Below are 14,097 nucleotides of genomic sequence, written 5' to 3'. Positions count from 1 at the left end.
ATGAAAGCCTTGCAAACGATGACCCGCCGATCCGGCGTTTCTCTTGCCCGAGCATGGCGGAAGATGCAAGCCGTCGATTGGTTTCAACGAATTACGCTGCTGGGTCTCATTCTGCTTGCGTTGTTCATGGCTTTACCGATTATTTTCATATTCAACCACGCATTCAAGCCGATCAATGAACTGTTTCTCTATCCGCCGAGGTTTATCGTACAGGAGCCGACGTTCGAGAACTTTCGCGAATTGTTCCTGAAGACGCAGTCGCTTGTCATCCCGTTTACACGTTATTTGTTCAACAGCCTGCTTACGACGAGTCTGACGATGATCGCTGTTATAGCCGTTAGCTCGATGGCAGCCTATGCGTTCTCCAAGCACGTGTTCCCGGGCAGCAAGTTTTTCTTCGCCTTGACGATCTTTGCGCTCATGTTCGCACCTGAGGCGGTAGCGATTCCCCGATATCTCGTTATCGCGAATATTGGCATCATGAATACGTACTTCGCCCACATCATTCCGCTTATAGCCGCACCAACGAGCGTCTTTCTCATGAAGCAGTTCGTTGACCAGATTCCGAATGAGCTGATGGAAGCAGCCCGAATTGACGGTGCGAAGGAGTGGCTGATCTTCTTCCGGATCGTCATGCCGGTATGTACGCCGGCAATCGCCACCGTCGCGATTCTAACGTTCCAAGGGGCTTGGTCGCAAACGGAGACGTCCAATCTGTATATCCAGGTGGAGTCGATGAAGACATTGCCTTATTATGTCATGACTTTGACCAACGGACTGGCGAATAACGTCGTCGGGCAAGGCGTAGCAGCTGCGGTAGGCTTGATCATGTTCGTTCCGAATCTAATTATCTTCTTAATTTCACAACGCAGAGTGCTCGCGACGATGGCACATTCCGGCATTAAATGAGGGGGGAGCCACAATGAAACGTTTCATAATGAAATTCGCCATTATAGCGATCGCTGCGGCTGCCGTCCTTGTGACGTTGCCGGTGCCCAAGGCGGACGCGAAGCTTCCTTATTTCACGTCTTCGACCGATGCGAACGGACGCTGGATTCCTTCGCCCAACGCCTTCGTTCCTTGGAAGATCTGGGAAGGATTTAAGAATCCGGAAGATTTGTTCATTATGCCTAACGACGATATCTATGTAGCGGATCGCGGAAACGACCGAATCGTGCATCTGGATTCGGAAGGCAAGCAGATCCGCGTCATCCCTGCAGAGGGGACGGAAGACAAGAAAATCATGCTTCGCGGCCCTGAAGGCGTCTTCGTCACGGAAGAAGGCGATATCTATGTAGCCGATACCGGCAACAAACGAATCGTCGTCTACGACAAAGACGGCCGGTTCGTGAAGGAGATTCTCGCTCCGAAATCGGAGCTCATTCCCGACAACTATCTGTTCGTTCCCGTTAAGGCAGTCGTCGATAACAGGGGATATGTGTTCGTGTCTAACAAAGGCGGTTATCAAGGTTTGCTTCAGCTGACTCCCGAAGGCGAGTTCGCCGGATTCTTCGGTGCGAACAAGGTGCCTTCCGATTGGCTGGAGCGGCTCAAGCGCCGTTATTACACCGAAGAGCAGCTGGCTGAGGAACAGAAGAATTTACCCGGCGCCATTACGAATATGACGATGGATTCCCGGGGCTTCATCTACACGGTCAACCGCAATTTGCCGACAGGACAGCTGAAGCGTCTGAATGCGGGAGGCAATGACCTGCTCGGCGGTAAGAACTTCGCGCCTTGGGTCGGCAAGATGGACCGGTTCTCGTTCTTGGACGTAGCCGTTGACGAGAATGACGTCATGACGGTCGTGGAATCTGCAGGCGGCCGGATCTATCAATACGATTGGCAGGGCAACATGCTCTTCCGGTTCGGCAATGACTCGGCGTTATCGCCGCGATTCGGTCTGTTCAAACGGCCGACGAGCGTTGTCGTGAATTCGCAAGGAGATATCTTCGTTGCCGATGGCGAGCAGAGCGTCATTCAATCGTTCAAGCGTACCGAATTCGGCACGATGGTCCACCAGGCGCTGGCTTTATTCAAGGATGGCAAATACGAAGAGGGGTCGAAAATGTGGCGGCAAATTCTCGTTCAGGACGGCACATTCGACAGAGCTTACCAAGCCATTGCCAAAGCGGAATATAAAGAGGAAAACTATGAGGCCGCGATGGGAAATTTCGAGAAAGCCTATGATCGAACCGGCTATTCGGAATCCTTCTGGCAAATTCGGATGAACTGGCTGCTCGATTATTTCGGTTGGTTCATGACCGCGGTTATCGGAATCTGGCTTCTTGCCACAGGCTGGTTCATATACCGGAAGCGGCGCGGCAAGAACACCATTGCGAAAGCGAAGGAGCACGGCCCTTGGATGACCTCGCTTCGTGCGGTGTTCGATGTGCTGCGTCACCCGATCGCAGGGATGTATGAGATTGCCAACAACCGCGATATCCGGTTCGGCTTCGCAGCCATTCTGTTGATTCTGGGTTTCGTCGTTACCATCGCCGGCAAAGCTGCCGTCAGCTTCGTATTCGCTGCCCAGCGCTTTAATGAGCTCAATCTATGGGTCGAAGCCGGGCAATATTTCCTCCTATGGCTCGGATGGTTAATGGCTAACTATTTGATCGGCTCGGTCATGAAGGGCGAAGGGACGCTGAAGAAGGTGTTCATCGTGAACGCCTATGCGCTCGTTCCGCTCGTATTGTTTACGCTGCCCGTACAGCTGCTGTCGAATATCATGACCCAGCAAGAAGGGGTTATTTACGCATTTGCCATGAGCGCCATCCAATTCTGGGTGCTCGCGCTGATCTTTATCGGAACCCTTCACGTGCATAACTACAATATGAAGGAGACGATCGGGATGACGCTGGTCTCGATTGTGACGCTGGCCTGCCTCGGCTTGTTCGGATTCCTCGCGGTCGGACTGCTGTATCAGGCGGCGGACTTCTTTATCCAATTGGGAAGGGAGTTGATGAACCGTGCTTAAAGCCTTTCTGCGTAAGCTCATCTTCCCGGCGTGTCTGATCGTTGTGCTCGGTTTGATCGCCCTCTACATTCTCATGTCGGGAGAAAGCCGGAAAGCGTCATTCGGGAATTATACCCCAGAGCGTGCAGAAGCCTTCTTCCGTGAACTAACCTTCGAGAACGGAAAACCGACAGGCGAGCAAATGAAGAACGGCAATACAACGTGGTATCAAGTTTCGGAGAACACAGCCTCAGGCTCGTTATGGTTCGAACCGGAACGCGGATTAATTGCGGTTCAAGACCGCAGCGGCAAGATGTGGTTCAGCAACCCGTCCGAAGAGGCGCTGGCCGAGGACAAGGTTCAAGGTCTCTGGAAGTCGAATCTCATGTCACCATTCATCTACCGATATCTGAAGGAGAAGACAACGCGTCCGGAGCAATCCAACACGATCGATTACGCTACGGAGGTACAATGGCGCAATATCGATCAGGGTGTCGGGGTTCGGTATACGATAGAAGAGCTCGGATTCTCTTTTTACTTCGAATATCAGATGAACGATAAGGGTTTTCAATTCAACATCCCGGAATTCGGGCTTATGGAAACCAAAGAAAATCAACTCGTCACGGTTGACCCGCTCCCGTTCTTCGGGGCAGCGTCCGCCGGTGAGGAAGGCTATCTATTCGTGCCGGATGGTCCAGGCGGAGTGATTCACTTTAACAGAGATCGTCCTGCTCTTGTCGGCGCTTATGATCAACCTGTGTATGGGGACGATGAAGCCATTTTTCCTACCGGAAAGTGGTTCCCGCGCGATTCGATCGCCTTCCCGGTCTACGGATTGAAACGTGAGGATTCGGCCTACATTGCGATTATCGAGAAAGGCGAGTTTAAAGCAAATATCTATGCATCGCCTTCAGGAATTCATACGGCGTTCAATAACGTGTATGCGAAATTCAATTTGCGCCGGCCTTACCGTCAGCCTACGGGATTGAATAAATCAGAGGATGCTTACGAAAGTAAATTAAACGTTGAACCGATTCAGATCCGTTATGAGCTTCTCGGGAAGGATCGGGCGGATTATGTCGGCATGGCAAAATCCTACAGGGATTATCTGCAGGATAAAGCGGGGGCAGCCAAGCTGGAGGCAAAGACGGGCAAACCGCCGCTGTATCTCGATATTGTTATGGCGGCAACGGAAGCCGGTCCGGTTGGTGACAAGACCGTAGTGGCTACGACCTTCGATCAGGTAGGCGACATGGCGGATAAGCTCCATGAGAAAGGCATCGCCAGCTTGGAAATCGGAGTTGGCGGCTGGATACCTGGAGGCTTCCAAGGATCGCTGCCGAAGCGTTTCCCAATCGAGTCGGCAGTCGGTGGAACGGATGGCTTGAAGAAGCTGGCTGAGCAGCTTAAGGAGAAAGGCAGCAAGCTGATCATGCACGATATCTTCACGCAAGCCACCAACAAAGTAGGCAACGGATTTTCGACGCTGAACGACGCCGCCCGCATTGTGGACGGTACGGCACTGAAGCTGGAGAATGCCGGTGACTGGTTCAGCAAGTCCACCTACTTCTACCGCCCAAGCGCTTTGAATATGAAGAGCAATCTGGAAGAAGCGCTGCATACCTATGAGAAGCTTCCGGTAGACGGCATCTCACTGGATGAGCTGGGCGAGGTGATCTATAGCGATTTCAGCAAGAGCAAGCCATACGACCGCAGAATGACGGCCGAAGTCTATCAGCAGATGCTGGATGAAGCGCGCAAACGGACCGGTTATGTATCGACAACGGGCGCATTTGCCTACGTGCTGGGCCATGTCGATCATATTCAATCGATTCCGACCGTCTATAACTACGATCTGATTATTGACGAGCAAGTGCCGTTCTACCCGATCGCACTGCATGGGCTGGTCACGTATACGTCCGTGGCGGGCAATATACGGACGAATCCGGTAACGGAATATTTAAGGACCATCGAATATGGCGCCATGCCGTATTTCGCCGTTACGGATGCCGATCCGCGCGATCTAAAACTGACGAATTACGTCTATCTGTTCAGCTCCAAATTCGATGCGCTTGAATCGACGATCGTCAAGGAATACGAAGAACTTTCGACTGCGTTCGATGGCGTATGGGGAAGCTTCATCGAAGGTCACCGCAAGGTGGCGGACGGCGTATTCGAAACCGCCTATGAGAACGGGCAGCGCATCTGGGTGAATTACAATGCAGTGCCTTATAGCGGCGAAGGAAACACGGTGAACGCCCAGTCGTTCGAAGTCGTGGAACAGGGGGTGAGCCGATGAACAGTTTGAATGAGAGCAAGCCGGCAACCAAGATGAGCTTGAAGGAGCATGCCCGCCAGAAGAGGGCGCAGTCGGCCAGAAGCGCCTTGACCGGCTATATGTTCCTGCTGCCTTGGTTCATCGGCGTCCTGTGCTTCATGGCGTATCCGCTTCTTTATTCGCTCTATCTAAGCTTTCATAAGATGGAGGTATCTCCGGACGGAAGCGGGCTGTCCTACACGTTCGTCGGCTGGGACAACTTCAAGTATGCATTTCTGCGCGACAACATATTTCCGATCGAAATGTTTAATTTCTGGCGGGAATCCATTCTGATCATACCGGTGACCGTGCTGTTCGCGCTCATCGTCGCGATTCTGCTCAATCAGAATTTTCGCGGGCGGATGATCTTCCGCGCGATCTTCTTCCTGCCGGTCATCTTCGCAACGGGCAAGGTGCTTATGGAGCTGTTCGCTCAAGGGCAAGGGGATCTGCCGTTCGCCGAGCAATACGACTTGAGCAACATGATCTACGACACATTCCCGCCTGCTCTAGCTGAGCCGATGGTAGGCGTATTGAGCAAAATCATCATCGTGCTATGGTACTCCGGCGTTCAGGTCATCATCTTCCTGGCGGCATTCCGTACGATTTCGCCCTCTACTTACGAAGCGGCGCAAATTGACGGAGTAACGCCGTGGGAATCCTTCTGGAAGATCACGTTCCCGGCGATTGTACCGTTTATATTCTTAAACCTGATCTATACGTTGGTCGATCTATCGACTTATTCGTATAACCCGATCGTCAATCACATTCTGAGCAATATGGGCAACATGAAGACCGGCTATGGCTATGCCAGCGCGCTCGGCTGGATATATTTCGTCATCATCTTCGTGCTGGTCGCCTTATTGGCCCGCATATCCGCATCGTTGAATCAGAGAAAGGGGTGAGTCTGGAGCCATGGCTAGATTACTGACGAAGAAAGCGATCCCTGGCAAGCCCGGGTTATCCGGAGCGTCCCTGGATCGGGTCAAGCGGCTGCTGCTCGGTCAAAAGCTTAATGATGGCTTGATATTCAAAATATTTACGTATATCATGCTTGTCTCCATCTCGGTCTTGTATCTGTCGCCGCTGTTCTATATGCTGTCCACGTCCTTTAAGGACATCAGCGATCTGATCGATCCGGCTGTTCATTGGATACCGCGCGTGCTGAAAGTGGAGAATTATACGGATGCATTCAGAGGGCTGTACTACTTCAAGGCACTCGGGCATACATCATTCATGGCGATATCGGCAGCGGTTCTGCAGATGTTTTCCTGTGCCTTGACGGGATATGCTTTCGCACGATTGCATATCCCATACAAGAACATGCTGTTCGTCATTGTGCTTCTGACCTTTATCATCCCGACGCAGACGATGGCGATTCCGCTGTATGTCATGTTCTCTAATTTGGGATGGCTGAACTCGCCGCTGCCGTTCATCGTACCGGCGCTGTTCGCGCAAGGAATCAAAGGCGCTCTGTTCATTATCATCTTCCGACAGTTTTTCTCGACGCTTCCGAAGGAAATGGAAGAATCGGCTCGAATGGATGGTGCCGGAGCGCTCCGCACGTACTGGAAGATCATGCTCCCGCTTGCAAGGCCGGCATTGTTAATCGTTTTTCTGTTCTCGTTTGTCTGGCATTGGAATACGTATTTCGAGCCGGCATTATATTTGAAGAACGAGGACTTCCTGGCGATGTCGCTTCAGATGGATTTCATGCAAGGACGGCTGAACGATATGTCGAACAGCACCAGCGGCCTGGTGGCAGGAACATTCGACATGAATGAGCCGATCAAGATGGCCGGAGCCCTGTTGGTCGTATTGCCGCCGCTCATCCTATACATGTTCGCACAACGTTATTTTGTAGAAGGAATCGAGCGTACGGGACTTGTCGAATAAGGAATTCATGACGTAAATATTTTATGACATTAATGAAATGGCAGTTGATTCATTCGCAGCTTATAGGAAGGCTGACCGTGATCGTAAACCGTTCACGGTCAGCTATTATTATTTCATCAAGATATGGAGGCACTCGATATGTACAGCGATTCTGCCGAGAAGGGCACAGTCCATATTAAACTGTTTGATGTTAATACCCCCGAGACGGATCAGCTTGGTTTTCCCCATGGAAATCCAGCCGATAGTTTTCTGATCCGGATACAGGAGGAAGGGGAGGAACGTCGAATACTGCTTGATGGGGCCAAACAAGGTCAAGGCAAGCATGTCATTATCCCATATTTGATCGAGAACGGAATTACGACGTTAGACTGCATCATCTTGTCTCATGCGCATAATGATCACTTTGGAGGCATCATCGATATTTTGGAGGACCCGAGATTCACCGTTCATCAATTCATTTATTCGCCGTTGGACGACGATATTGTGGAACAATCCTGCGATGCCAACAATTATGAAGGCTGGCTTACGCTTCGCAAGCTGGTCGGACAGCTGCCGAACGTACTTGAATTGAACGAAACGCATATCGGCACAGAGTTGCGGTTTGGCTCGGAAGCACGCTTTGAAATCGTATCGACACCTGACCGCGATTATTTGCGGGCGAACAAGCAAGTCGATCTGAATGATTTCAATCTGATCGTGAAATTGAAGCTGGGCAAGTTCTCCGCCTTAATGGCGGGCGATTGCGGTGAATATCAGTCACGGCAAATCTTGAACTCTAATCAACGCCAGTCGATTGAATCGGTGACCATGCTGAAAGCGGCCCATCATGGCGGCGATGCCTCGACGACGCCGGAATTTATCCACGCTTGCGGTGCAAAGCTGGTCGTCATTCCTTGCAATGTGACTGTCGTCGAGCACCGGCCTTCCTTTATCCAAAACATGCATCTGTTCAGCCGCTTGGGAGCGAAGCTGCTGCGTGCCGATTGGGCGCGAAATATTGAAGTCCGTACGGACGGAAGCCGTGTCGAATGCATCATGGAGACCGATTTGTTCAACGAAACAACGTTACTGGAATTATAGCTATCATTATGCGTAACGGGGGAGAGCATATGAAGAACGAGCAGGTACAAGCAGCCGTTTCCATGGATCAATTGACGGGGACAGACAGTCTTGGCAGAAAGCTGCCTCGATATGGGGAGGTTAGCGAGCCGCGCGCAGACCGGTATGTGGGCATCTTCTACTTCTTATGGCTCGGCCAGCACGGAACGAAAGGCCCTTTCGATAACACGAAGATCATCGCGGAGGCGCCGGAAGCCGTTCATGACGCGAACCATCCGATGTGGGGGCCGAAGAATGCCTTTCATTTCTGGGGCGAACCATTGTATGGGTATTATCTGAATGACGATGCGTGGGTGCTGCGGAAGCATGTTCAATTATTAACGAATGCGGGTATCGATTTCCTCGTCTTCGATACGACGAACGCAGCCACCTATAAGAAGATTTACGATAAATTATTTGAAATCATGGATGAGGTAAGACTGCAAGGGTTTAAGGTTCCCCAAATCGTCTTCTATACGAATTCAAGTTCCGGGGAAACGATCGGGAACGTATATCAAGACCTGTACAAACCGGGGCGTCATGCCGAATTATGGTTTCATTGGAAAGGAAAGCCGCTAATTATCGGAGATCCTGAAGAATGCAGCGAAGAAATACGGGATTTCTTCACGATCCGCTTGAATCAATGGCCTTTCCATGATGTCAAGACGAACGGGTTCCCGTGGATTGAGTTCTACCGACCGCAGCGGGTATATTATAACGATGAAGGCGAGAAGGAAATCATCAATGTGGCCGTCGCGCAGCATCCAACCTGCTCGATGAGCGACACGCCGTTCTATAACCATGAAGTAAACTGGGGAAGAAGCTTTCATAACGGTGCTAATGACAATTCGCCAGGCGCTGAATATGCGGGCTATAATATTGAAGAACAATGGGCGTTTGCGCTTCGGGAGGATCCGAAGATCGTCTTTATTACAGGCTGGAACGAATGGATTGCCATGCGGCTCGAAGGGCCGCCGGAACGCCCTATTTTATTCGTCGATCAAGCAACGCTGAACTTCAGCCGCGATATCGAACCGATGAAGGGCGGATATAACGACAATTATTATTTGCAAATGATCGGTCATATCCGGCAGTTCAAAGGGATGGCGAAGCCGCAAGCGGCTGATGTTCAGCGCACGATTGCAATCGGCGATGATTTCAGCGCTTGGGCGGAGGTTACGCCGGTCTACAAGGACTTCGTTCGCGATACGGAAGACCGAAATCACCCCGGGTATGGCGATTTGTACTACCGGGACGAAACCGGACGGAATGATTTCGAAACGATGAAGGTCGCTCACGACAACGATCATGTTTATTTTTATGTACGTACTAACCATGCAATTACGCCCTACACGGGCAAACATTGGATGATGCTGCTCATCAATGTGGACGGACGAAACGATACGGGCTGGGAAGGGTATGACTACATCGTCAACCGGAAAGTAATGGATGCTTCGACGACTACGGTGGAGCAATCCTTGGAAGGGTGGAATTGGAAGGAGAAAGGGACCGTGCAGTATGCTGTCCAAGATCATGAGCTGCAGCTGTCGATTCCGCGGCATATGCTCGGATTGTCTGGCGCCGGACAGCTGCTGCAGTTCGAATTCAAGTGGGTGGACCATATGCAAAGCGAAGGCGATATAATGGATTTCTACCAATACGGGGATACGGCTCCGGACGGACGGTTGAACTATTTATATACAGGACAATCATAGCAGACTAGGCAGCAGGATTCTCTAGACGATGTTATATAGAAACCTTACGTAAGTTTGGTGGTACTTCCACACAAACCTGCGGAAGGTTTCTTGTCTTATTTGGGAGAATTCCGTGTTACAACTCGCCGCCGTGTCTTCGGATTTTGGACGGCGAGACCTTCTTGTAGGATTTGAACAAGCGGCTAAAATAATAAATATCGTTGAAACCTGTCGCCAGGGCGATCTCTGAGATGCTCATCGATGTATTTCGCAGCAGGTATTCGGATTTGTTGATCCGGACGAAATTCACATACTCCGAAATCGTCTTGTTCGTAATTTCCTTGAACAAGCGGCAGAAATAGAAGCGGCTCATGTTGACCTGCTTCGCAAGCTCTTCGACCATTATTTTGGACTGGTAATTTTCTTCAATATATTGATAGATCGGATCGAACCGCTCCAAATTTTTCCTTCTTAGTTCATATTCATTCGGTTTCAACAGCCGGACGATGTATTTGCGAAGCAGAATGGCTAATAGCCTGTACAGGTAAGACTTGACCGCCAGCTCATAACCGTATTCGCGTTTCTCGTATTCCTGGATGAGCGAGTGTACGCATGCGTTGATTTCCGCATCGTTGGATATCTTGTTCTGAAAGGAAATGCGGTTCTGCGTAATCGGCGTGATGTATTTCATCTCAACCGCATCGACGGATTGGCTGTGAAGGAGAGAAGGGTCTGCAATAACAGCAAAATAAAACAAATTGTCGGATAAGTTGATTCCGTGGTGAAGATCGGTGCTATTCAGAACGACAAGATCGCCTGCGCTCACATAGAGCCGCTCGGAATTGCATTCGATCATCGCTTCACCTTCAATAAAAAAAAGAAATTCAATATGTTCATGCCAATGATGGTTAAACAATAGCGAGCCGTATTCATTCGCGTGCGTGCGGTGAAGCTTGATCGGGAATAATGGATCGGGCATATCCATCGGTTCGCGGTGTGATAACAATTTTTCCAAAACCGTCACCTCATTAGAGCACAATAGTACAAAACTATGGCAATGCTATTCATGGCGTTATAGCCTCTAGCTATTATAATACAGACATGAGTTCAAATAATAGAGAGGAGCATCAAAAGAAATGAGTATCCTAAAAATTGGCGTTATCGGAGCAGGTTCGATATCGCAATCCCACTTGAACGCCTATGCGGCCAATAAAGAAGTGGAAATATATGCAATTTGCGATCTGAACGAACAAAGAGCTGCGGATGCGGCTAAGAAATACGGTGCTACCAAAGTATACACGGACTATAACGAGCTTCTGGCCAATCCCGACATTGTTGCCGTAAGCGTTTGCACATGGAATAATACGCATGCCAAGATCAGCAAGGCTGCTGTCGAAGCCGGCAAGCATGTTCTGGTTGAGAAGCCGCTGTGCCGCACGGTTGAAGAAGCGCTTGATCTTCAGAAGGCCGTTCGCGCTGCAGGCAAGGTGCTGCAGGTCGGTTTCGTTCGCCGTTACGATCCGAATGCCCAAATGCTCCGCAAGTTTGTTGAGAATGGGGATATCGGCGAGATTTATTATGCCAAAGCGTCCAGCCTTCGCCGTCTCGGCAATCCTGGCGGCTGGTTCTCCGACATCGAGCGCTCCGGCGGCGGACCGCTGATCGATATCGGCGTTCACGTCATTGACTTGTGCTGGTATATGATGGGCAAGCCAAAAGTGAAATCCGTCAGCGGCAATACATACCGGAAGCTCGGCAACCGCTCCAACATCCAGAACCTGTCGTTCTATCAGGCGGCGGACTACGACGCGGAGAAGAACACGGTCGAAGACATGACGAATGCGCTCATCCGTTTCGAGAACGGAGCATCGCTGCTGGTTGATGTCAGCTTCACGCTGCATGCCAAGAAGGATGAAGGCGCCGTGAAGCTGTACGGTACGAAGGGCGGCCTTGAGATCGATCCAGAGGTTAGCATCGTGACGGAGAAGCATGACACGATCATTAATATCACGCCGCAGGTTAACACGCTCGGATTCGATTTCGGACGCGCCTTCCAGGCCGAGATTGACCATTTCATCCAATGCGTGAAGTCCGGCAACGATCCGCTCAGCCCGGTAGAAGACGGTCTCGAAATCATGAAGATTCTTTGCGGGATCTACGAGTCGGCCGAGAAGGGCGAAGAGATTCACTTCTAAATATATGAATTCGTTATGTCATTACCTATAGAAGGTGGGAAACAACATGAAGCTCGGATTAAGTTCATACAGTCTGGCTCGCGCCATACAAGCTAACGAAATGAGCATCACGGATGCCGTCGTCTGGATTGCCAACCATGGCGGAGAACATATCGAGATCGTACCGATCGGATTCGATCTGACGAACAACCCGGGTCTCATCGAGAAGATCCGCAAGCAAGCCGATGAATCCGGAATCGAAATTTCGAACTATGCGATCGGAGCGAATCTGGTCGCGGATGACGAAACGGCTTACGAGAACGAAATTCAACGCGTCATGAAAGAAGTTGACGTTGCGAACGCGCTTGGCGTCAAGCTGATGAGACATGACGTCGCATCGAGAAGCGATATCTCGATCAAGCAATTTCAAGCCGATCTGCCCAAGCTGGCGGAAGCCTGCCAGCGCATTGCCGATTATGCGGCCCAGTACGGTATTACAACCAGCGTAGAGAACCATGGCTATTACATCCAAGCCAGCGATCGCGTTCAAGCGCTGATTCATGCCGTCAACCGGCCGAACTTCAAGACGACGCTGGATATCGGGAATTTCATGTGTGCGGACGAAGATTCGGTTGCCGCGACGAAGAACAATATTTCCTATGCGTCTATGGTTCATATCAAGGACTTCTACTGGCGTCCTTCGTATCTCAATCCGGGCAGCGGCTGGTTCCGGACGACGGCTGGCAACTACTTGCGCGGAGCGATCTCAGGGCAGGGCGATATCGATATGCGCGAAGTGCTGCGTGTCGTCAAGCATTCCGGATATGACGGATACCTGTCGATCGAATTCGAGGGCATGGAAGATTGCCGAATCGGGTCCGAATACGGCTTACAGAACGTTAGACGTCTCTGGGACGAGGCTTAAGATATAAGGCCTCTAGTTAACTACTACAAATGAGGTGACGAATTGGGAATTCCGAATAAAATTGGTGTCATCGTCGACAGCTTCCAGGTTGGTGTTCGCGAAGGTTTGATTAAAGCGAAGAATGTCGGTGCTGACGGCGTTCAAATCTATGCCGTAAGCGGCGAGATGGATCCCGACAATCTGTCCACTGCGCAGCGGAAAGAGCTGAAGGACTACATCGCTTCGCTCGGACTGGAAATTTCCGCACTCGTCGGCGATTTGGCCGGTCATGGTTTCCAGGACAAGAACGAAAACAGATGGAAAATCGAGAAATCCAAGCGGATTCTGGATCTGGCTGTCGAGCTCGGTACGAATGTGGTCACGACTCATATCGGACTCGTACCGGACGATACGAATAGCGAAATCTACGAATCGATGCAAAAGGCTTGCGACGAGCTAAGCTCATACGCTACGAGCGTTAACGCCTATTTTGCCATTGAGACGGGCCCGGAAACATCGGCTCACTTGAAGAGCTTCCTCGATACGCTCAGCACGAACGGCTTGTCGGTAAACTTCGACCCGGCGAACATGGTCATGGTAACCGGTGACGATCCTGTTCAAGGCGTATACAACTTGAAGGATTATATCGTGCATACCCATGCCAAGGACGGCATTCGCCTGCATCAGGTCGATCCGCGCATTATCTATGGCTCGCTGGGCTTCGAACCGCTTAGCCACGAGAAAATCGCCGAGATGGCTGAAGGCGGCGAATTCTTCCGTGAAGTTCCGCTCGGCGAAGGCAAAGTGGATTGGCCTGCGTACATCCAAGCGCTGCAGGATATCGGCTACAAGGGCTATCTCACGATCGAGCGCGAAGTCGGCAGCAATCCCGAAGCGGATATTGCCAATGCCGTTCGTTTCCTCAACCAATTCAAGTAAGACCGATACGAATCCCCAGCAGGTCCATGACCTGCTGGGGATTTTTGTGCTTTCAGGTAGTTCGGATGTTCTTGATATCGGTTTCGATTCTCGGATGTCAGCTGCATGAAGCCGGT

General features: G+C 50.9%; 11 protein-coding genes. 10 read left to right on the top strand and 1 reads right to left on the bottom strand.

Annotated features, from left to right (window positions below; genetic code table 11):
- The 7 genes from L1F29_RS18875 (at position 1) to L1F29_RS18845 (ending at position 9,985) form a co-directional block, all read left to right on the top strand.
- Positions 1–909 (top strand): carbohydrate ABC transporter permease, encoded by a 909-nt coding sequence (locus tag L1F29_RS18875; RefSeq protein ID WP_258383606.1) that lies wholly within the window; start codon positions 1–3, stop codon positions 907–909.
- A gap of 13 nt (positions 910–922) precedes the next feature.
- Positions 923–2,980, top strand: coding sequence for a YIP1 family protein (locus L1F29_RS18870; RefSeq protein ID WP_258383605.1), 2,058 nt, complete (start codon positions 923–925; stop codon positions 2,978–2,980).
- A complete protein-coding gene (locus L1F29_RS18865; protein WP_258383604.1) occupies positions 2,973–5,258 on the top strand; it encodes a DUF5696 domain-containing protein in 2,286 nt (761 codons plus the stop codon). The genes L1F29_RS18870 and L1F29_RS18865 overlap by 8 nt, the downstream gene beginning before the upstream one ends.
- Positions 5,255–6,181, top strand: a complete 927-nt coding sequence (locus tag L1F29_RS18860) for a carbohydrate ABC transporter permease (protein ID WP_258383603.1) — start codon at positions 5,255–5,257, stop codon at positions 6,179–6,181. Before L1F29_RS18865 ends, L1F29_RS18860 begins: the two co-directional genes overlap by 4 nt.
- Positions 6,182–6,191: 10 nt before the next feature.
- Positions 6,192–7,172, top strand: a complete 981-nt coding sequence (locus L1F29_RS18855) for a carbohydrate ABC transporter permease (protein WP_258383602.1) — start codon at positions 6,192–6,194, stop codon at positions 7,170–7,172.
- 138 nt (positions 7,173–7,310) lie between these two features.
- Positions 7,311–8,252 carry a ComEC/Rec2 family competence protein gene (locus tag L1F29_RS18850; protein ID WP_258383601.1) on the top strand — a complete coding sequence of 314 codons (942 nt, stop codon included), beginning with the start codon at positions 7,311–7,313 and terminating at the stop codon, positions 8,250–8,252.
- 29 nt (positions 8,253–8,281) lie between these two features.
- Positions 8,282–9,985: a hypothetical protein gene (locus L1F29_RS18845; RefSeq protein WP_258383600.1), complete on the top strand. Its 1,704-nt coding sequence runs from the start codon at positions 8,282–8,284 to the stop codon at positions 9,983–9,985.
- 115 nt (positions 9,986–10,100) lie between these two features.
- Here the strand turns inward: L1F29_RS18845 and L1F29_RS18840 are convergent, their stop codons facing one another.
- Complete coding sequence (locus L1F29_RS18840) at positions 10,101–10,979, bottom strand: helix-turn-helix domain-containing protein (protein WP_258383599.1); 879 nt, start codon at positions 10,977–10,979, stop codon at positions 10,101–10,103.
- A gap of 121 nt (positions 10,980–11,100) precedes the next feature.
- On the opposite strand from L1F29_RS18840, the gene L1F29_RS18835 reads away from it, so the two are divergent.
- Genes L1F29_RS18835 through L1F29_RS18825 form a run of 3 tightly spaced genes read left to right on the top strand, consistent with a single transcriptional unit; the run spans position 11,101 to position 13,981 of the window.
- Positions 11,101–12,159, top strand: a complete 1,059-nt coding sequence (locus tag L1F29_RS18835) for a Gfo/Idh/MocA family protein (protein WP_258383598.1) — start codon at positions 11,101–11,103, stop codon at positions 12,157–12,159.
- Between the two features lie 46 nt (positions 12,160–12,205).
- On the top strand, positions 12,206–13,063 hold the full coding sequence (locus tag L1F29_RS18830; protein WP_258383597.1) for a sugar phosphate isomerase/epimerase family protein: 858 nt from the start codon (positions 12,206–12,208) through the stop codon (positions 13,061–13,063).
- A gap of 42 nt (positions 13,064–13,105) precedes the next feature.
- The gene (locus tag L1F29_RS18825; protein WP_258383596.1) at positions 13,106–13,981 is read left to right on the top strand and encodes a sugar phosphate isomerase/epimerase family protein; all 876 of its coding nucleotides are present in this window, start codon (positions 13,106–13,108) and stop codon (positions 13,979–13,981) included.
- Positions 13,982–14,097 lie beyond the last annotated feature (116 nt).

It is taken from the genome of Paenibacillus spongiae (assembly GCF_024734895.1).
Lineage (GTDB): Bacteria > Bacillota > Bacilli > Paenibacillales > Paenibacillaceae > Paenibacillus_Z > Paenibacillus_Z spongiae.
The sequence above is the reverse complement of the archived record's forward strand: the minus strand, read 5'-3'. Positions and strand labels throughout refer to the sequence as shown.